This window comes from Bacteroides propionicigenes (assembly GCF_018390535.1).
GTDB classification, from domain to species: Bacteria; Bacteroidota; Bacteroidia; order Bacteroidales; family Bacteroidaceae; genus Bacteroides; species Bacteroides propionicigenes.
The window spans coordinates 16,287-36,773 of sequence record NZ_JAHBBW010000011.1 but is presented as its reverse complement, the minus strand read 5'-3'; the positions used below and the strand labels follow the sequence as shown (position 1 = coordinate 36,773).

At 46.6% G+C, this 20,487-nt stretch carries 18 protein-coding genes and 1 pseudogene; 5 read left to right on the top strand and 14 right to left on the bottom strand.

Annotation, left to right across the window (positions count from 1 at the left end):
• Positions 1–76: 76 nt before the first annotated feature.
• The 4 genes from KG118_RS13200 to KG118_RS13185 are packed head-to-tail and all read left to right on the top strand — an operon-like array spanning position 77 to position 4,784.
• Entirely contained in the window at positions 77–1,249 is a 1,173-nt protein-coding gene (locus KG118_RS13200; RefSeq protein ID WP_117712460.1) for a glycosyltransferase, read from the top strand.
• A gap of 11 nt (positions 1,250–1,260) precedes the next feature.
• Complete coding sequence (locus KG118_RS13195) at positions 1,261–2,307, top strand: glycosyltransferase family 2 protein (protein ID WP_117712462.1); 1,047 nt, start codon at positions 1,261–1,263, stop codon at positions 2,305–2,307.
• 18 nt (positions 2,308–2,325) lie between these two features.
• Positions 2,326–3,225: a glycosyltransferase family 2 protein gene (locus KG118_RS13190; RefSeq protein WP_117712464.1), complete on the top strand. Its 900-nt coding sequence runs from the start codon at positions 2,326–2,328 to the stop codon at positions 3,223–3,225.
• Between the two features lie 29 nt (positions 3,226–3,254).
• The gene (locus tag KG118_RS13185) at positions 3,255–4,784 is read left to right on the top strand and encodes a lipopolysaccharide biosynthesis protein (RefSeq protein WP_117712466.1); all 1,530 of its coding nucleotides are present in this window, start codon (positions 3,255–3,257) and stop codon (positions 4,782–4,784) included.
• 59 nt (positions 4,785–4,843) lie between these two features.
• Here KG118_RS13185 and KG118_RS13180 read toward each other — a convergent pair.
• From KG118_RS13180 to KG118_RS13150, 7 genes and pseudogenes are all read right to left on the bottom strand, one after another.
• Positions 4,844–5,265: pseudogene (locus KG118_RS13180) on the bottom strand (N-acetylmuramoyl-L-alanine amidase).
• Between the two features lie 45 nt (positions 5,266–5,310).
• On the bottom strand, positions 5,311–5,412 hold the full coding sequence (locus tag KG118_RS13175; RefSeq protein WP_158561003.1) for a smalltalk protein: 102 nt from the start codon (positions 5,410–5,412) through the stop codon (positions 5,311–5,313).
• Positions 5,413–5,570: 158 nt separating this feature from the next.
• Positions 5,571–6,086: an HU family DNA-binding protein gene (locus tag KG118_RS13170; protein ID WP_117712468.1), complete on the bottom strand. Its 516-nt coding sequence runs from the start codon at positions 6,084–6,086 to the stop codon at positions 5,571–5,573.
• Between the two features lie 274 nt (positions 6,087–6,360).
• A complete protein-coding gene (locus KG118_RS13165) occupies positions 6,361–6,609 on the bottom strand; it encodes a DUF4248 domain-containing protein (protein WP_117712470.1) in 249 nt (82 codons plus the stop codon).
• Between the two features lie 62 nt (positions 6,610–6,671).
• The gene (locus KG118_RS13160; RefSeq protein ID WP_117712472.1) at positions 6,672–8,483 is read right to left on the bottom strand and encodes a DnaB-like helicase C-terminal domain-containing protein; all 1,812 of its coding nucleotides are present in this window, start codon (positions 8,481–8,483) and stop codon (positions 6,672–6,674) included.
• Positions 8,484–8,695: 212 nt separating this feature from the next.
• Positions 8,696–9,727, bottom strand: coding sequence for a DUF7833 domain-containing protein (locus KG118_RS13155; RefSeq protein ID WP_117712474.1), 1,032 nt, complete (start codon positions 9,725–9,727; stop codon positions 8,696–8,698).
• A gap of 175 nt (positions 9,728–9,902) precedes the next feature.
• A complete protein-coding gene (locus KG118_RS13150) occupies positions 9,903–10,148 on the bottom strand; it encodes a hypothetical protein (RefSeq protein ID WP_118323945.1) in 246 nt (81 codons plus the stop codon).
• 255 nt (positions 10,149–10,403) lie between these two features.
• Here KG118_RS13150 and KG118_RS13145 point away from each other — a divergent pair, with 255 nt between their 5' ends.
• The gene (locus KG118_RS13145; protein ID WP_233514909.1) at positions 10,404–11,453 is read left to right on the top strand and encodes a PDDEXK nuclease domain-containing protein; all 1,050 of its coding nucleotides are present in this window, start codon (positions 10,404–10,406) and stop codon (positions 11,451–11,453) included.
• 108 nt (positions 11,454–11,561) lie between these two features.
• On the opposite strand, the gene KG118_RS13140 is transcribed toward KG118_RS13145, so the two are convergent.
• Genes KG118_RS13140 through KG118_RS13110 form a run of 7 tightly spaced genes read right to left on the bottom strand, consistent with a single transcriptional unit; the run spans position 11,562 to position 20,481 of the window.
• On the bottom strand, positions 11,562–12,449 hold the full coding sequence (locus tag KG118_RS13140; RefSeq protein WP_117712477.1) for a glycosyltransferase family 2 protein: 888 nt from the start codon (positions 12,447–12,449) through the stop codon (positions 11,562–11,564).
• Positions 12,450–12,457: 8 nt separating this feature from the next.
• Positions 12,458–13,375 carry a glycosyltransferase family 2 protein gene (locus tag KG118_RS13135; RefSeq protein ID WP_117712480.1) on the bottom strand — a complete coding sequence of 306 codons (918 nt, stop codon included), beginning with the start codon at positions 13,373–13,375 and terminating at the stop codon, positions 12,458–12,460.
• Between the two features lie 12 nt (positions 13,376–13,387).
• A complete protein-coding gene (locus KG118_RS13130) occupies positions 13,388–14,509 on the bottom strand; it encodes a glycosyltransferase family protein (RefSeq protein WP_117712481.1) in 1,122 nt (373 codons plus the stop codon).
• 10 nt (positions 14,510–14,519) lie between these two features.
• Positions 14,520–15,647 carry a glycosyltransferase family 4 protein gene (locus tag KG118_RS13125; RefSeq protein ID WP_117712483.1) on the bottom strand — a complete coding sequence of 376 codons (1,128 nt, stop codon included), beginning with the start codon at positions 15,645–15,647 and terminating at the stop codon, positions 14,520–14,522.
• Positions 15,648–15,659: 12 nt separating this feature from the next.
• Entirely contained in the window at positions 15,660–16,850 is a 1,191-nt protein-coding gene (locus tag KG118_RS13120) for a glycosyltransferase family 2 protein (RefSeq protein ID WP_117712485.1), read from the bottom strand.
• Entirely contained in the window at positions 16,847–18,325 is a 1,479-nt protein-coding gene (locus tag KG118_RS13115; RefSeq protein WP_117712487.1) for an O-antigen ligase family protein, read from the bottom strand. The genes KG118_RS13120 and KG118_RS13115 overlap by 4 nt, the downstream gene beginning before the upstream one ends.
• Positions 18,322–20,481 (bottom strand): GumC family protein, encoded by a 2,160-nt coding sequence (locus KG118_RS13110; RefSeq protein WP_117712488.1) that lies wholly within the window; start codon positions 20,479–20,481, stop codon positions 18,322–18,324. Before KG118_RS13110 ends, KG118_RS13115 begins: the two co-directional genes overlap by 4 nt.
• Between the last annotated feature and the right edge of the window lie 6 nt (positions 20,482–20,487).

Here is a 20,487-nt window from a genome sequence, read left to right as displayed (position 1 = left end):
TTTTGTATCTTTGTGACGGATGTCCTGCGCGCAGGCGGTCCAACAAATAAAACAACAAGGTTAAACCGTATGGATTTTGGAACACATATTATACTTCTTTGATTGGCTGCTATACATTTTATTCGCAATAAATGTGGCGTATTTGCTGGTGTACAGTCTGGCATCGTTGCGTCGTTGTAAACCTCTGGCAACTGTACCGGCCGAAACTTATAAGCGTTTTGCAATACTTATTGCAGCCTATCGTGAAGATGCGGTTATCCGGTCTACTGTGCACGCCTGTCTGGCGCAGGATTATCCGGGCGAGAAGTATGATGTTGTGGTTATTTCAGATCATATGCAACCCGAAACCAATGCGGCTTTGTCCTCACTTCCCATAAAGTTGCTTCAAGTTGATTTTGAGAAAAGCACCAACACCAAATCCCTGAAAGCAGCTCTCGAGTATTTGGATAAGGACGCCTATGATGTGGCATTGATAATAGATGCGGATAACATCATTGAGCCTTCCTACTTGTCCGAAGTGAACGATGCCTTTGGTGTAGCCGGTGTTCAAGTGGTGCAGACTCATCGTGTTGCCAAGAACTTGAATACGGACATGGCTTACCTGGATGCAATCAGTGAGGAAATCAATAATTCCATCTTCCGTCTGGGACATTCCAATCTCGGTATGTCGGCGGCTCTGATAGGTTCGGGAATGGCTTTTGAATACCCTTTGTTTTACGATGCGATGATGAGCAATACGTCGGTAGGAGGTTTCGACCGTGTGCTGGAGATGAAACTTCTTTATAAGGGGGTACACTTCCATTACCTGCCCGATACGTGTGTGAAGGACGAAAAAATACAGAAAGCGCAAAATTTCTATCAGCAACGCCGCCGCTGGCTGTCCGCCCAGTATTACAGCTTCTTTGAGTTTGCCAGTCACTTGCTGCCCGCTATTCGTAACGGGAAGTGGGACTTTTGCGATAAACTTTACCAGCAAATCTCTTTTTCCCGGGTGTTGCTGTTGGGGTTTGTGTTCATAATGGCAGTCTGCACATCTATTGCGTTTCCAATGTGGTGTCTCAAGTGGTGGGGTTTGTTTGCTTTATTATTGTTGGCATTGGCTGTTGCCATTCCCCGTAAGTATTGGCGCTGGCGTTTATTGAAAGCCATTTGTTGGGTTCCTTACTCTTTTTTGTTGATGTTTTTAAATCTATTTCGTTTAAAGGAAGCAAACAAGCGATTTATTCATACAGCGCATGGAGTCGATTAAAGATTATACTTATGGAAAAGAATGCTCCCGAAATATCAGTTATTGTTCCTGTCTATAATGTTGAGCAATACCTCGTTAAATGCATAGATAGCATTTTGTCTCAGACATTTACCGATTTTGAACTGTTGTTGATAGATGATGGCAGTCCTGACCGTTGCGGGGAAATCTGTGATGAATATGCGAAGAAAGATGAGCGGATAAGAGTGTTTCATCAGGAGAATAGTGGTGTTAGCACTGCGAGAAATATTGGATTAGAGATGATGAAGGGTCAATATTTGGCTTTTGTTGATGCTGATGATTGGATATATCCTCATTATCTGCAATATCTTTATGAAGCATTGCAGGGCAATGAAGCGGCTGGTCTTATTATTCATGGCTTTCAGAGCTTTGATACGAATGGTATTCCTTTACCTGCAAAGTTATTGCCAAATCGTTTTTATAGGAAAGAGAAATTTGGATATGCTATTTGCGAATGCCGTTTGACTGAATGGGGCTATTCTGCTTCTAAACTGTATAAAGCTGATATTATAAGGGCGAATCATTTAAGATTTGATACACGGTTGCATTGTTTGGAAGATCTGCTTTTTATGTATCAATACCTTCTCTATTGCGATTATCTACTTTTAGGTGATAAACAAGAGTATGCTTATATCCGACATCCCAATTCAATGTCAAGTACGATTCATCCATTTGATTCTGTATATGCCGGATTTCAATTATATCAATCGTTGTTTGTTAGAATGTCAGACTGTTGGTACTTTCCTGAAGAAAATAGGGAGGTATTGATTTATTCTATGATGTTGGGTTTTGATTGGTCTTTAAAAACAGATTATCAATGTAATAGGGAGGTGTCACGTTCTTTAAGATTAAGTCACTTAGCTCAGTTAGTTAATGAAAATTATGAAACGATGTGTTTATATTATCGTCCTGTATACAAATTGGATAAAATAGGGAAGTTGTTTCTAAAGTTTAAATGTTATAGCCTTTATGATGTATATATAATTTTGCTTATAAAGTTAAAAGTGCATCGTTTCTTGTATGCGCCAAAAAGCAAATAGTTAATAAATCTGTATCGAATGAATTACACTATTATAATTCCTCATAGAAATATACCTATATTATTACAGCGTTGCCTTGATTCTATTCCTCGACGGTGTGATGTGCAAATAATTGTGGTGGATGACAATAGTTCTTCAACTATGGTTGATTTTTCACATTTTCCGGGAGAGGATAGAGAAGATGTCAAGGTTATTTATACAAAAGAGGGGCATGGGGCAGGATATGCCCGTAATTGCGCTTTGAAATATGCGTGTGGAAAGTGGATTTTGTTTGCTGATGCAGATGACTTTTTTTTACCCGATTTTTTAGAGGTACTTGATAGATACAAGGATACTAATTATGATATGATAACATTTCGGGCTGATAGCGTTGACTCAGAAACCCTCGCACCGGTAGAGTCTCGGCAATTATTGTATTCTGAAATTAGTGAAAATATGGATTTGGAGATATTGAAATATAGAAATGATGTACCATGGGCAAAAATGATATCTTTGAATTTAATTCGGAAATATCAGCTTCGTTTTGATGAGACACCGGCAGGGAACGATGCAATGTTTTCAGCTTATTGTGATTATTATGCACAAAAAATAGCGGCATGCTCTGATGTTATCTATTGTGCTACAGTACGTTGTAATTCTTTACAATATGGTGCTGTACTTGAGAATCTGTTGGCGCGAGTATACGTTGCCTGTAGATTCAATCGTTTTTTGAAAAAGATAGGGCGAGATGATAAATTTGTATATGCATATTCTCGTGTGAAAAAATGTGAAGAACATTTCGGTAAGAGAGGATATTATAGAGCTTTGTGGATATATTTGCGAAAAGAATGTATAGGGAATATTATAAATACTTTTTCTGATTTGGTTATGGGGAAGATAAAACGATTGTCATTCATCGGTCCGGGAAAAATGAAGTAAAACGAATTCCTTACTAAATATAGCTGCCTATGGCCGAATCCCGTCTTCATAAAAGTTACTTGAATGCTCGTGTCAATGTATTCTTCTATCTTGTCACGCTGTTCATTTCGTTCTTCTCCCGCAAGATATTCCTTGAGAAGCTGGGGGCGGACTTTGTAGGCTTGACGGGTACGATGCAGAACTTGCTGGGCTTTCTCAATCTTGCCGAGCTGGGCATTGGAGCATCCATCGGCTATGTGCTTTATAAACCTATTTTCGATAAGAACCAAGATAAGATAAAGGAGATAATCTCAGTGTTGGGTTATCTCTATCGCAATGTAGGGTTGCTTATTTTAGGTGCCGGGTTACTTCTTGCCTGTTTTTTACCCTACATATTCGCGGACGTCAGCATTCATCTCGGAGTCATTTATTTTGCTTATTTCGCATTTTTGGCTTCCGCTCTCATCAGCTATTTCGTCAATTACCGCCAGACTTTGCTGGGTGCCGACCAGCGTAACTATGTGGTTACCGTTTACTTTCAAACGGCAAATATCGTGAAAGTCTTCTTGCAGATAGCGCTTGTGTGGTATGTGGGCAGTTTCTATCTGTGGATAACTATTGAATTGTTATTCGGCATTCTGTATTCATTCATATTGAATTGGAAGATTAACCAGGTATATCCGTGGCTGAAGTGCAGTGTGGCGGAGGGCAGGCAGAAGTATCCGGAGAATAAGATTATCGTGCATAAGGCTCGCCAGATGTTTGTACATAAACTGGCAGGAATGGGCAGGACACAACTTTTGCCTTTTTTAGTTTACGCGTTTACATCGCTGAAGTTGGTTGCCTATTATGGCAATTATATGTTGTTGCTTACCAAGCTGAACCAGTTTATTGATAATTTCTTGGGCAGTACCGGTGCAGGTGTGGGAAATCTGATAGCCGAGGGAGACATGAAGCGCATCCAGCAGGTATTTTGGGAATTGAGTTCATTGCGCTTTTTGATAGCTTCGTTCTTGACTTTTGCGCTGTATCATCTGATGGATCCATTCATTACGGTATGGTTGGGAGAGGAGTATATATTGCCACATTCCGTATTGATTGTTATTCTCACCAATTTCTTTATCAGCCAATTCAGAGGTACGAACGACCAGTTTATTTTTGGTTATGGACTATTCCACGATACATGGGCTCCGGTAGCCACGTTGGTCATAACGGTGGCGGTAGCTTTGCTGGGGGGATATTTATGGGGGCTTCCCGGTGTTTTGCTGGGCGATATAGCCAGCTCGATAACCATTATCAGTATATGGAAACCTTATCTTCTTTACAAAGAGGGATTCAAAATGCCGGTAAAGCTGTATTGGAAGAATATTCTTTGTTACTTGCTACTTGCTGTTCTTTCATGGGGATTGACGGACGTTGTTCTCTATTTCCTTCCGCTGTCAGAACCTTCCGGGGGGTATGGTATGTGGTTGGTATACGCATTGGTTTCATCTTTGGTTTTCTTGTTGATATTGGGTGGCAGTTTCTATTGTTGTTCGGAAGGGATGCGTTCGTTGGTGAGACGTTTCCGGCGTAAATAAAAAAAGGAAGAGGACGCTCTTCTCATCCTTCCGAGTAGTGCATCCTCTTGTCCTCTCTTTTACCACTTTTCCCGTTTCACGTCGAAGCACGGACATTGTTTGGTCCATTCCATAGGTTCCACCTCGCCATTGCGGTTCAGGTCGGGACTGAGGTCGCGGTGTCCCGTCACTTGGGCGCCGGGATAGTCCTGCAGCAGTGCCCTGACCAGTACGCGGAGCGAGTGCCTTTGGGCAGGCCGTAGTGGTCCAGTCCGCCTTCGTAGCAGATGCCGATAGAGTGAGCGTTGTAGTTGCGGGCGTGGGCTCCGGCCCTCTCGACCGGGCGTGTTGTCAGGATGCGTCCGTCGCGGCGGATGTAGAAGTGATAGCCTGTGCTGTCAAATCCACGCCGGCGGTGGGCGGCCTCCAGGGCTTGCTCGGTAAAGGGACGGTCCTCGCACGTGGCGCTGCAATGTATCACAATCAGATTGATAGTTCGCATTTTTTTTTCTTCAGGTTGGCAGATTAAGTAGCAGCATCCGGTCTTTTACAGCGTCATCGCATTGGCTCCGAAAACGCCGAGAACGGCGGAAGCTACGGCGATAATCACTTTCAAGACGGTACCCCAAATTCCTGTACTTTTACTCATAGTTTTTTTTTGTTAAGTAAGTGTTGAAATTTAGTTTATACCATCTGTCATTCAGAGCGTAGCGAAGAATCTACTCTCTTGATGCATACACAGAGAGTAGATTCTTCGCTACGCTCTGAATGACAGATGGTATAAACTGATTATGCATAATTCTGATTTTATCCCAGCGGATCTTCCTTGTCTCCTCCGTCCGGCAACTCCCCGTTTCCACCGCCGCCGTCGCCTCCGCCGGAACTGTTATCCTCGGACACCAGTTCGAAAATCATGGTATTCGGATTTCCTTTGGTGGTGGCGTTGGTGTCGTTTTCCAGACGCAGGGTGTTCGCTACTTTGAAGCGGATATTGACCTTTTCGATGTTCTTCACCGTGCAGTCTTTGGCGGCTTCGGTGGCGCGGCACTTGAAGGTGGTGTGGAAGATGCCGAACCCGTCCAGACGGACATTGTTGCCGTCCGTCAGCGTCTGGCGTATCTGGCGGACAATGGCTTTGCCCACGTGCACCACATCCTCGGCAGACATACTGCTCAGCGCTTCTATATCCTGCGCGAGGCGTTCGAGGTCGAGGGTTTTGGCGTCTTTCGACTTGCGTCTCAGCGTGTAGACCATGGGCGAGTCTTTGTCTCCCACCTTCTGGTGGCGTTGCGTGCGCACTACTAATGCTTTTGCTTTTGTCATTTCGTTGATTTATTAATTGGTTGTTTCCGAAACGACGGGGGGGAAGGGGTTCTCCGCGGCGAGCTTTCCTCCCTCGTTTCGTTGACACAAAGATACGGCAGCGCATCGGCACGAAAGGAGGTTGGCGGAGGTTGGGGGAGGTTGGCGGAGAATAAGGGAGGATGGCGGAGAATAAATGGTTTTTCAGGCACGGATTACACGGATTTCACGGAAAAAAGAATAAAAAGGAACAAAGCAAATCCGTGAAATCCGTGTAATCCGTGCCTGAAATATCCTACGGCTCCCCGAAGACACCCACCATCATCCTCACCTGTGCGGGCGTATACCGGCGTGTGGTGGGGCTCATGCCTGTGGCATACAGGCGTTGTTCCAGTCCGGGGGCGGTACGAATCCATTCGTTGAATTGGTTCACGGCAGTCTGTTGCGCTACGTTGCGTATGTAGCACATTGCCAGCTCGCCCTTCCCGTAACTGCGAATGGGGAAGGGGGCTTCTGAAAGGAAAGAAACATCATTTTTTGTCATAGCCGATGCACGTGTTCAGGTTAGGTTATTCAGAATATTAACTACTTCAAAGGTACGCATTTTCAGTGGAACAGGCAACCTTGTTCCTCATTATTTTTCAACCAATTCGTGTTGTCGAACTGTGTGTCCAGAGGTCCCGGAGCGTCGCCGTCCGGAGTATGCACAATGCCCTCCTCGCAAGGGAAGTAGCGGCCGCTCACGAAGTTGTAGACGAACTTGGCGCACGTGCCCGCGCTGCCCAAGTGCTTGAAGCGCACTTTGTCAACATAAATGGTCACGATTTGCTTCTTGTCGTTGCGGTCTACGTCGATGCAGTAGTCCGCCATGTTGCCGAAGTCGGCGGAACCGTTGATGTCGTTCATCTCTACGCGGCGCAGTTCGCCGGTGGCCTCGTTGCGGTTCACCTTGCGCGGGTGGGCTACGAGGATGACGAGGCAGCGGTTGCGCTGGGCAAAGCGGCAGAGCTTGTTCAGGACGGAGCGGATAAAGTCGCGTTCCGTCATGCCGTTCTCCTGTTCCAGGCGGTTCATCGGGTCTATCACGACCGTGCGCACACCACGGCGGCGCACCAGCTGGCGGGCTTTGAGGAGGATGTCGTCTATGCGGTAGGCGCCGTCGCCGGGCATGATGTGCGTCACGTTGTCCGCCAGCCATTGCCGGGTTTGCCGGTAGATATCGTCCGTCATGCCGTAGCCGGGGGCAAACTCGCGCCCCAGCAGCTTGTCGGCTATCTTCTTGAGGTGATACTCCACGGGCTGGTTTTCGGGGCTGTAGTAGGCTGTCTTCCAGCCGTGGCGCAGGCGCAGGCGGAGCACGAGTTCGTCGGTGAACTCGGATTTTCCCTCGCCCGGACGCCCCGTCACCACCATGAGCCGTCCCAGCTCGAAGGTGCAGTGCTTGTCCAGGTTTTCCCAACCGGTTTCGGCGCCGGCTTGCAGGCCGTTTTCGTAGAGCGCGCGCAGCTCGTCGCTGCACTCGTCGGCAGTGACCACCCCCTCTATGGGAACCTCCTCGGCTTGCTGCAGGCAGATGGCGAGGCTCTCCGCACCGTAGCGCACGAGGTGCTCGTTGCTGTCCTTGCACCCCTCGCCGTAGTGCACCACCTTGCAGCACTCCGCACCCAGACGGCGGATGAGCTCGCGGCGCAGCACCTCGCCTGCGGTGTCCTCGTCTACGGCGATGTAGATGCTGTCCTTGTCCTCGAAGTGGCTCTCCACGAAGCGGTCCATCCACGTGAGGTTGTTCTGCGCTCCGGCGGGCACGGAGATGATGTCACGCCGTCCGGTGGCGGTCATCAGGGCGCAGGCGTCAAACTCTCCTTCGGTGATGATGGCCTCGCGGGTGCCCAGTATGCCGTTGATGTTGTAGGGGATGAGTTCGGCGTCCTTCAGCATCTTGAAGTGCTTCTGCCCGCTGCGGAACTTGGTGTTGACGAGGGTGTCTCCTTCAAAGTAGTTGAAGCACAGGCAGTTCTCCTCCTTTTCGCTTTGGGGCATCCACTCGCGCTGTTCGGTGATGCGGAGCTCGTCCAGAAGTTCCTGACGGAGGCAGCGCTCTTCCGTCCAGTAGCGTTCCAGCTGTTCGCTGCGGCTCGTCTTGGAGGCGTCGAAAACGGGGCGGCGGAAGTGCGAAGGCAGTCGGGCGGATTTGCGGTATCGGTCTATTCGCTCCTGTCGCTGACGCTCTTCGGCATCGTCGGGGATGTGCAGCGTGTAGCCGCAGTGGTGGCAGTAGCACAGGCCTTTGTCCAAGTCTACGGACAGCGAACGGTCGCCTTTGTGCCCGCGCGTGTCGTTGCATTGCGGACAGGTGGTTTTTACTTTGCCGCTGCTGCGGCCACGGGTGTTGATGTTATACTTTCTAAAATCTCTCATCGGTTTGTAATTTATGATTTCTAATTGATGGTTTATGATTGATGGTTGGCGGTTTCCAACCACACACCTCGCCGGGGATGAGATGCGTGGTTTGCTCCGCCGAGGTGCGTCATTGGGGGAGCCGAGGTGCGTGGTTTGCTCCGCTGAGGTGCGTCATTCGGGGGGCTGAGGTGCGTCGTTGGGGGAGCTGAGGTGCGTGCTCGGGGAGCCTTTCAGCGTGTCTTCTTCCCGTTTGTCCTGCCGGGCATCCACTGTTGCAGTTCTTCGTTCCAGACGGCGTTGCGGTCGGGTCTTGGCGGGGCGTTGTCGGGGATGGGGCATCCGAGGTAGGTGCGTTTGCCGTCCACGGTCTGTTCGTGTCGGTAGGGGTTGGCGGCGTTGTCGGGAAGCGCGGCTTTCTCTTGGGCTTCAATCTCCAGCAGACGTTTGTGCAGCTCCTGCGAGGTGCGTCCGCCGGCACTTACGAAGTTCACGAAATAGCTGCGTACATCGCTCTCTTTCAGCAGGTCGTAGCCTTTGCCGTACAGCTCGATGTGCTGCTTGAAGAGCTTGATGACCTGTCCCAGATGCCGCATCATCAGCGGGGCGTAGCAGCTCTTCATGCAGGCGAGCTCCATCCAGCTGCGGCTTTGGTGCATTTCGTCCACCAGTTCCTGCCAAGTGCGCATGGGGCGCAGCGGCTGTCCGTCCGGAAAGAAAGGCGGAGTGTGGGGGTGGGCGGCAGCAGCGGCGGCAGTCTCTTCTTTTTCTTCTGTTGTTGCTGCTGTTTTTATATCTTTTATATTCTCTTTGTTATTTGCAGGAGTATTGCAGGTCAACGGCTTGTTTTTTAGCGTATTGTCTTTTTTTTCGTTGTTTTTTTCCGCTTGTTTATTTGACATTTTCTGCACTTTTTTGTCATTTTTGTATTCGGAACTGCCGTTTTCCTGTACATTTTCTGCGGCTTTTTTGCTCTTTTTATGAGCGGGATTCAGCTCGGCGGGCATAAAAAATCCGTCTTCGTCCAAGGTGAAAAGCCGGTATTCGCAGATGATTTTTTTGAGATAGCTCAGCGGCACTGCCCGCCCTATGCAGAAAGGTTTCATATATTTGAGGTTCGCGCGCGATTCGGGCAGCATTGCCAGCTTCTCGATGATGAACCAGTAGGCGCCCAGCCCCCTCAGTCCTTCCTGTTCTACCAGATTGTTCATTCTTGGGTCGTTCATTGCCATCAGCGGGTGCTGCAAATAGAAGTTTCGTTTCATTAATCGGATTGTTTTTATAATGTTTACAGGCACGAAGGTAGGCATAAAAAATAGCGTATATAGCCTGATTTACTACGGTCTATATACGCTCATTCTGTTGCAGTGCAGTGTGTTACGGTTTACAAACGCTTGAAAACCGTGTATGGGTTAAAAAATGTATAAGTCGGAAAGTTTTCTACTTTTTCTCTTCCTCCTTCTTCTCCTTTTTCTCTTCCTCCTTCCCTTCCTCCTTCTCCCTTTCTTGCTTCACAGCCTCGATGCGGTGTTCAACGGGGATAAGCTCGGCGCTTATCCTGTAACTCACTTTTGTGTCTGCCTTGAATATCCGGAAGATTACCAACTTGATGATTTCGGCGATTACCAGCTCTTTCATGGTGTGCTTGGTGACGCCCTCAAATTCCCAGAACTTTTTGTTGTCCAATGTTATGGACAGGTTGAATTTTTTGCCATTTTATGTGAATTTTTAAAAATGCTTGCAAAGATAGTATCTTTTGCCAATAATGGAAGAAAGTTTCGGAATGGAAAAGCAATCTTGTTATTTTTTATTATCTTTGTAGGAAATAGATTGCTTCCATATGCGAGGAGTTGAACAAACTGCCGGGTGCAGTGATTGACATCTTTACGGCAAACGAGTTTGACTTGCAAGTATTAAACGAATTTAAATCGCTTCTTTGCAATGGGTGATATGAAGAATGAAATGGTAAATGTTCCCCACGATTCCTTGGAAGGGTTCGTGGGCGAAATCAAACAGATAATTGATAATGCACGTGCCAATGCCGTGCGGAGTGTGGACTTCTGCCGGGTGCAGATGTATTGGAGCATCGGCAAGCGCATTTTCGAGAAAGAGCAGCAGGGCAAGGAACGCGCCGACTATGGCTCGTACCTTATCAAGAACCTCTCCAAGTGTATTGCGCCCGACTATGGCAGCGGTTTCTCAGTGCGCCAACTCGAAATCTGCCGCCAGTTTTATCGTACTTACCCAATTGCGAATACAGTGTGTTCGCAATTGAATTGGTCGCAATATAAGTTGCTGATTGCCATACCCGACACCGATAAACGCGAGTATTACCAACTCGAAGCAGTGAACAACGGCTGGACGAAGCGCGAGTTGGAACGCCAAATTAACTCCTTGCTCTATGAGCGTCTGTTGCTTAGCAACGACAAGGAAGCGGTACTTGCCGTGGCGCGGGGACAACGGATTCCCGAATCGCCCACGGAGATTATCAAAGACCCGATGGTACTGGAATTCCTCGGATTGGAACGCCGTGCTTCTTATTACGAAAAAGAGTTGGAGAGCGCTATCATATCGCACATTGCCGACTTCCTGCTTGAAATGGGCAAGGGCTTTTCTTTCGTGGCAAGGCAGAAGCGAATACTCGTGGAGGATGACGAATACTTTGCCGACCTCGTGTTCTACAACCGCCTGTTGCGTTCGTTTGTGGTGATTGAACTCAAGACGCAGAAACTCACCCACCAAGACCTTGGGCAGTTGCAGATGTATGTCAATTATTACGACCGCTGTGTGAAGACGGAGGATGAGAACCCCACTATCGGTATTCTGCTCTGCACCGACAAGAACGATACGGCGGTGAAGTTGGCTTTGCCGGAAAGCAACCAAACAATTCTCGCAAGCAAATATCAACTCTACTTGCCTACAACCGAACAGCTCATCAACGAAATCAATGAAGTGAAACGTGCTGCGGAGAAACCTCTAAAGGAAATGTGATTATGGAAGATAGAAAGAAATCCGATATAAGATTCAAAGAGCTTGAGGAGGAGTGAGCGGTAAGTATTACCTTGCTACTGGAGAAGATATGAAAATGGAATAAAGGGGTTATTTCTTTTTGGTGTATATTCCTTTGCAAGTGCCGCATAGGGTAGCTTTTGCCAGTGAGGCTTGTCCGTGTAACAGATATACGGCAGCTTTCTTGGGGGCGGCGAGTAGACAGAGGTAGGCGCACGAAAGGCATTTTCTCATGCCCCGCAGGTTTCTGCGGGCAAACAGCACTCGTGCACGCGACAGGTAGAACTCCCGCATCGGCGTTCCTCGCCGTGCCGTCATACTTTCTTTGTGGTAGACTACGGCGGAGGGTTCATACCACAGGCTGTAGCCGGCTTTCTTTATTTGTACGGACCAGTCCAGTTCTTCGTAGAACAGGAAGTATATTTCGGTCATGGGTCCTGCATCCAGCAGGGCTTTCCGGCTCACCATCATGGCGGCTCCATGCAGTGAGGCGGTTTCGCGGGGAGTGCGGAAGCGTGGACCGTCTTGTTGCATGAATCCTATGGATGCGTTGCGCAAGGTGATGGAGCTTAGGGGCGTGAAGCCTGCATATTGCAGGATGTCCGGCCGGGCGGCAAACTTCAGCATGGGCGATACTCCGCCGTTGTGTTGCGGATCGGCCTCTATGCGTCGCACCAGTGTGTCCAGAATCGGCTCTTTGATGAGGGTGTCATTGTTTATGAAGAACAGGTAGTCTCCTTCGGTAACTTTCAATCCGGCATTATTGCCGCCTGCAAAGCCGTTGTTGATGTTCTGCACTACCTTGACGTCCGGATATTTATGGCGTATTTCTTCGGCTTCGGGCAGGCGAGAACCATTGTCCACAACAATGATTTCATAGTGGGGATAGGTTTCATATCTGCGAAAGGAGTCAATCATTTCGCAGGTGTCATGCAGCCCGTTGTAGTTGACGGTGATAAGGGAGACAAGTGCTGTCATACTCTTTTTTATTTTTTCTTCAACCAGAATACAGCCCAGTTTCTGAAGCTGACAAACCCTCCAAGTTGCAGACGCTTGAAGCGGCAAGCTGTTTCTACTTTTTCGAGGAAGGTCATTCGGTGGCCTGCCCAGATTACATCATTCAGGGTATAGGATAGATATTTGTCAATCACAGCCTTCCATTCGGGATGCTGTTTTCCGAGAGTGCGTATTTGGGTACATACGGTGGTGTATCCTTCAATGTTGCGCATCCCGAAGCGATTGGTCATAATAGAGTTGGAACGTATTCTTCGTTTAAAAAAGGTCTCGGGAACATAACATACTTTCTGGGAACTTAGATAAATTCTCATAGCAAAAGTGTGGTCTTCATGGATAATGCCGGGGTGAAAACAAGTGAAACATCTGTTTAGGAACGAGCGGTTAACCAAACATAGACAAACGGAAGTAAGAAACAAGCGGTTGTTAAGTTCATATTCTAACATCTCGATTCCCGGATGGATGGATTCATCTATTTTCCCTTTTCTACTATAGTGTGGAATATTTTGGCTCTCTGATGATTCCACTAACGGTTCTGCATCGAAGAATACGAAATCCAATCCTTTCTTTTCGCATAGGGTGTAACAGTGTTGAAGCGCTTGTACATCTAATGTATCGTCACTGTCCATAAAATAGATGTATCTGCCGGTGGCATATAACAATCCCTGATTACGTGCAACGGACAACCCTTGATTGGGCTGTACGTACCATTGGATTCTTGTATCGCGTTCTGCATATTCTTCGATAATGCTTTGGCTTTCGTCCGTGGAACCGTCGTTGATAAGAATAATCTCCAGCTCTTTCAGGGTTTGGTTGCAAATGCTGTCCAATGTACTGCGCAAGTAGGCGGCAGTATTGTATACAGGGATGATGACGGAAACTTCGGGCATGGCATTCTATTTTTAAATTTGAATTATATATTCATATACTTTTTTCATTTGCTCTTTCCACGACAGGTGTTGGATAGAGTTTCTTATCTCTTGCGGGGGCATAGCCATGTTCCTGCAAAACTCTATTAACCGGGGTATGTCCACAGGACTTTCATCGGCGGGAACTTTCAGTACATAGGGCATACAGTCGAAGTCATCATCTGTTTCGGAATAGATGAAACCGAATCCGCGTGCCGCATACTCCCGGTTTTTCAGTGTCTTGATGTTGTATATGCCGCTACGATGACGCGCCAGACTGCCCACAGCGAAGTCTGCCTGATTGAAAAGGGCATCTAATTCCTCACCATGCTTTGCTCCGTACAGGGTGACATATGGCTGCAAATGATATTGGCGGATAGGTGTTTCAATTTCTTCCTCTTCCCGTTTCCCGCTCATTTTCCCTATCAGATGAAAATGGACTTTGTATGCGGGATTACCGGTGTAGTATTCTCCCAACCCTTTCAAGAGACGGTCGAAACCATGCCAGAAGTGAATTTCGGCGACTCCTATCAGGTGGAGTTCCTTACTCGTGTCATGCAGGGGAGAGCGTAGAGGAATGTGGGCAAAATCTATTCCGTTGGATATGCGGATGGTGGGACGGCCGAATATTTTCTCATCATTGGAGAATGTGACAATGAAATCGACATACTTGCAGAACGCATGGCGGAATAGCTTGTCTGTATAGAGCTGCACTTTTTCCTTGCCGGAGGAGTATTCCTGGTCGTAAGGATAAGTGGGTATCTCCAACAGTAGCTTAACGCCTTGCTTCTTCAGCGCTTTCACGAAATGGATGGTGAAAGGGTTGGCGTTGTGATAGGAACGGATATATACGCATTGTATTTTCTCTTCCCGTACATACTGCACGATAGGGGTGAATGACAGTCTTTTTTTCAGTTTGGCTGTTATGCCTTTTCCTAAATCGGCAAGTACTTTCCCGTCAATCATCCACTGCCTGTCTCCGCTGCCTGTAACCTCATAGTGGCAGGTGCGGACGTCCATTCCACATTGCTTAAGAGCATCTACCTGGTATCTGATTTTCTTACTGATACCATTGTACTCTTGAAATCCGTAAAAGACGAGGAAAAGGGTTTTCATAATGCGGTTGTTATTTATAGGCAAAAGATTGATACACTTTAATCAGCTCATCGGCTGTCTTTTCCCACGAAAATTGTCGGGCACGTAACAATCCATACTCCCGTTGCTTGTGGTAGAGCGTTTCCTCATTTTCAAGACGCAACACTGCATCGGCTATTTCTTCCGGTTTGTAAGGGTCTGTGGCAAGTATGCCCGGACCGCCTACTTCCGGCATGGAAGAGGTGTTTCCTGTGACGACCGGAGTACCGCAAGCCATGGCTTCTACCAAAGGAATACCGAAACTTTCGCGCAGCGAGGGGTAGAGGAAAGCGAATGCGGCATTATACAATGTGGCAAGGTCGGTATTGATGATGTAGCCCGGATAATAAAGGTGCTGTTTCAGATTCTCGCCGATTCCCTCTTGTTGCAACAGACTGTCTATGTAGGTCTCTTTGAGGTCTGCGATAAGTAAGGGACGTTTGACGGAGGATTTCTCCAGATAAAGGCTGTAGGCTTTCAATACCCTTGCCGCATTCTTTTTGGGGTCGGTGTTGCCCAAAAAGAATAAGAAGTCTTTCTGAGGAATATAACGGTTGACAATTTGCATATCTATGCTTTCCATAGGGTAGAAATGCTTGTTGTAACCATTGTAGATAGTCATAATACGATTTGTGGGGATGTTTAGAGCCTTGCGTATGCGGTTGCATTCAAAGTAGGAGACTGTGATGATTTTCCGGCATTTTTTCAGAATGCGGGGAACGGTCAGACGGCGATAGTACCAGCCCATTTCCTGATAAAGCGAGGGGCTGCGATGTTGTCTGGGTTCCAGATAGATAATGTCGTGAAGTGTCAGCACCAAAGGAACCGGACACCATAGCGGAGCCGTGTTGGACGTGCAGTGCAGCAAGTCTACTCCTAAGCGTTTGACAGCCCATGGCAGGGCTATCTGCTCCCAAAGCGGGTAAGTGGGACATGCCACTTCTACTATGGAGAGGTTGGCGGATTCCTCCAGACAACGGTCTTCGCCCGGAGCGACGATAATGTAATATTCATTGCCGTCATTCCGTTTCTGCAATTCGCGGATGGTCTCCAGTGCTACGAAATCCATACCGTGCTTGTTGGGACGAAATATCCGTTGGGCTTCTATGGCTATTTTCATGGTGTATATCCCTTATTTCTTTTTGTAGAAAAAACGTTTTATATGGCTGAATATAGCTGTAAATATAAGGACAGGGAGCGCCCAGATAGCTTTGCGGAGACGTCGGCTTATTTCTCCTTCGGGCAGCGCCATGAGGAATGAGAGGATAAGAACCGCAAGCAGTATGTACCATTTGGGAGCTAAAGTCCAGTCTAATAGGGTGATTCCTATTGTACACAGCATAATCAGTGCGATAAGTAAGAAGCGGGAAGGCATCAGCCATTGGAAGAGTTTGAGGGCATAGTCCCATTCGCCTTTCAGCAATACCAACGGAAGATATCTCAGTGCGAAGAATGTACTGGTATATTGTGAACGGAGCCAGCCCATGCGTTGGGTTTGGTAGCCGTCTGCATTGTCTTCTTTCTTACTGAAGCATACTACTGTTTCCAAATATTCAGTATAGATATTCTGTTCCAGCAAGACGGTTTCCATCGCTTTACTCAAGTCGGAACCTTTCAACTTGGGAGCACGTTCGTGGAACATGGCAAAATCGAATGCCATGGCAGAACCGATAAGAGCCGAGGAAAAGCCCATACGGGTATGAGCCAGACGGAAAAGATTGTTGTTGATTTCTTCGCTGGTGGCATTTAGAACGGCAATGCTGGTGTTTAGATTCTCCGCCATCCGGTGTGCTTGGATAGAATCGCAACCGGAATAGTAAGCATCATTGAACAGGCTGAGGGCATTTGGCACAATATGATTGTCGGAGTTGAAGATTACAATCATATCATACTCATCGGGAGCATAACGCTCCATGACTTGCTGGATAGCATAAATCTTGGTACAGTATTCTTTGTCGGGCACTACGATGTTTACAGGCATTTGCAGCAAAGCAATGAGATCTTCTTCGGGCAATTGGGTAGCTGCGACGGCCACATCGTACTTGTCGCGCGGATATTGCTGGGTGTCAAGAAAATGGTTGATAGATTCAATCACTTCTTTTCCATTGCGCAATACTGTGAAAAGCACCAGAAAACGATGCTGTACGGTTGCTGCCGGATAAGGGTTCTTATACTTTCCAAGCGAGAAAAGTGCGCAAATTAACAAATATGCCACCGGAATAGTTAGTAATAGGAACAGGACGGAATCTGTCATTTGTAACGCATTGTTATTCTCGTCCATCCACCAGTCTAAACTGAATATGTTAAAAATGCTGGATATCATATCGTTGAATCTTTTTTAGTTGCGGTTAATAATGCTTGCTGTTTTTCAATTGTCAGACGTTCGTCTATATATTTTCCGTTTATCAGTATGGCCAAAAACATAATCATCATGGCGCCGGTGGGGAATTGGGTGAAGAATGCGTTGCCATATGCACTAATCATCATGCCGAATATGCCGCAGGCAAGTGCGGTAAGCAAATGGCGCAGTTCTTTATTCCTGACTTTGAACATAATGTAATAGCATCCCCACAGAAGACTTCCTGCATAAATCAGCAAGTACAGGAGGATACCCACAATTCCGGTTTCCGTCCAAATCTTGACATAGGTGGAATCATTGGGGATATTAGTGGTCAGTCGGTTGCCAAATCTTCGGGCTTCCACTCCACCCAATCCGAGACCTTCGCCAAATGGTTTGTATTTCAGATATTCCGCTAATCTTTGCTGATTTCTTTTTCTTACCAGATAGGAGGCGTCTTTGTTGGGACGGAATGCCGTACGCATACGCCGTATCATGTAATTGCTTTCTCCTACGTAAGTAAAGGCAAAGAATACATAGATACAAACTCCTACTATGGTAGTGATACTCATCAATTTGATGTTTTTACTGATGAGTGCAAAAAGTAACAGACCGCCCAAAGGCACTACGATAGCTCCCCGGGTACCCGTAATGAACATGGAATATAATGACAATACGGAAATACAGATATAATAGACTTTTAGGCTGAATTTCTTGGTAAACAAGCCTGTTATGCCAAATACAACACAGGCAAATCCCATATTAGAACCATAATTCCCCGCATCGGTGAAGATTGAGAAATAACGGGTTATTTGAGGTAATAGGTGTGTTTTGTACATACCGCTCTCCATCATGGCATTATATTCAATTGCATCGAACCCGATAAATTTCTGGCAGAATCCTTTTAGAATGGCAATTAGCGTAAGTATGGAGAATAGGAATATCAAGCGGTTGACTTGCTTATAGGATGTTGCCAACAACACCGTGATTAATGATACCAGAAAGGTATTATAAATAAACATTCTGGAATAAACCCACGCTTCCAGAGATGCAGTGGGATTGACAACTTCCAAAAGACAATATACTGCCAATGCCGCACCTCCTATGGTAAGGAGGTTACGGGATTGCTTCCAAGGGAAAGGATATCGTAATGCCGTTTGAACAATGATAATAAGCAATACGCTCCACCAGATAATGTCAGACAATACACTAAGTCCGTCTTGCCGGCTGTAACGTGCCAGCGGAGTAAAAAAGTAATTGAATATGAACAACAGGAATATGAAACGTTCCGGTTTGCGGAGATGTAAAATCAAAATGCAGAAAAATGCGGGCAGTATGGCTACCAGTCCCGCTATCGCTAAATTCTGGTTCAGAACCGCTGATACGATGCAGCCTAATCCCATGCAGAGTATGGCAAAGGTCAGGGTAGGAGATGATATGTAACTGCGCTTTATACTCATTTTACGGCGGCTTTTTTAGCTGTCAGTCCCAGTTGTGACAATCGGCTGACAAAGCTGTGAAGAGGTGTATGGGGAGGCAACTCACCGGTGAATGTTTCCACAACTTCACGGTCGGCATTATTGAGATAAAGTGATAACGGAGTGTCACCCAATATTTCTTTTAGGGATTTCAGGTTAATGTCATCATTTTTACCCCACAGACGACAGGCATTTGCTATGAGTAAGTTGAAATCAGCTTGTTTTAGTACCGCCAAAGGAAGACTGGCACTGTTTATAGCCGGATATTCTATAAGAATTATATCTGGTATCTGTTCCGCAGAGTTCAGTTGCCAGAAATCAGATAACTGCTGAGCCTGAATGAATCTTTTATCATTGATTTCGAAGTCGACGTCATGTCTCACGATACGTATGCGGAGTCCTTCGGAAGTCCAATGGTCGGCAAAATATTTAGCCAGAAAACTTTTTCCTTCACGCTCCTCCATACTAAGCAGGTTTATAATGGTAGGTCGCCCTGTTGCCAGATGCTTGTTGAGCTGGCGACAGGAATAGGCTGCGGCACGACGGTTGCAGGCTTTTAAGAAACCTCGGAACTTCAAGTTACTGATACCGTTGAATGCAGCGATGACAGGCAGGCCGCTAAGACGATGGCTACGTTCCGCATCCCGTAGCGTACGGTCTATAAGCTCGATGATGAGGAAGTAGAAAGTGATGAAAATCAAGCTTCCTATCAGGGCGGCTATGATGTAAAGCATCCGTTTGCGACCGTTATCGGTGAGCGGAAATTCGGGTGGAGAGATGATTTGCAGATTGGCTGTCGTCATTTTTATGTTTTGCAGACGCAACCGTGCTTCGGACAATCCCCGGAGCTGCTCGCGATAGGTGTCTTCGGCTATGCCGATAGCGCGTTCTTTTCGCTTTACTTGAGTGCCAACAGGAGCGAATTCCCGGTATTGATTCAATATGTCGTTCCGACGCTCTTGGAGGACTTTTAGTTCGGCTTGTGCCTTTGCTTCATTGATGCATGCCAACAGCCACTCCGTTACCATACTTTCAATTCCGACTCCTTCCTTCGTGAAATTATATTCGTTGAGGTTGTCGGAGATATGGCTGATTCTTTCTTCCGAATTTCGTAACTCGGTTTTATCTTGTTGTAATTGCTTACTGCTTTCTAAATCCGTATCTGTCGAAAAGATTTCTTGCTCCAGAATGTTTTGGTTCAGTTCTGTCACTTTCTCCAGTTCTTTGAGCAATTTTGTGTTGTCCCGTATGATTTTGGCACGAACATCCATTTTCCCTTCCAGCATTTGGCGGAGCGCTACAGCGCTCTTATATGTCCGTTGGGCAAGTTCTTCACGGTCATCCAGAGAGTACTTGGTTATTGCCAGTTCTTTACTTTGATTGTCATAGTTGATAACTGAATGTTCTACGTTATATTGCATTAGATTGTCTTCTTCCTTATTCAGGTTTATTTTTGCAAGTCTGACCTGTTCTTCAAAGTAAGCAATGGCGCTATTGGTAGCACTGAAACGAAGTATCTCGTATGCCTTGATGAGTTCATCCTCTAAAATCTTAATAGTGTTTTGTGTGATGCCCGGATCTGCTGTTGTGTAAGTGAAACTTATCAAGTCACTGGCTCCCAGACGTTTCACGACTATCTGGTCAAGAGCTTCGAAACCATAAAATGCCGTTGGACGGCTATACATGGAATATACAAAGTTGGATGCGCTTTCCTGACGATATTTCCGCAAGTTCTCTGTGGTTTTTTCCAATGAGGTACGGTCTACTAAGGCTAATACTTCTTTAGGAGTGCTTTGCAGTAGTTGGCGATAATGTTTTGCCTGGATGTACATATTGTCTCGCCATTCTTCGCCGTAAACAAGGTTTGTAGCCAATAAACGGAGCGAGACGTTCTCCAATGTACTTTTGGACTTGGCTATGTTGATGAGATTATCGAAAGTGCTGCTGATATTCTCAACCTTGCTTCCGTCAATATTCGTGACATTGGTTACACCGGCATAAATGTTGCTGTTTACAGTATAGCTGAATGGTAGGAACTGGGTGAAGTACGCCACCAGTACTGTAACAATAAATCCACCCCACAACAGCCAATAACGGATACGGTAGAAGAATTGTGCTATAAACTGTATTATATCCATAAGATT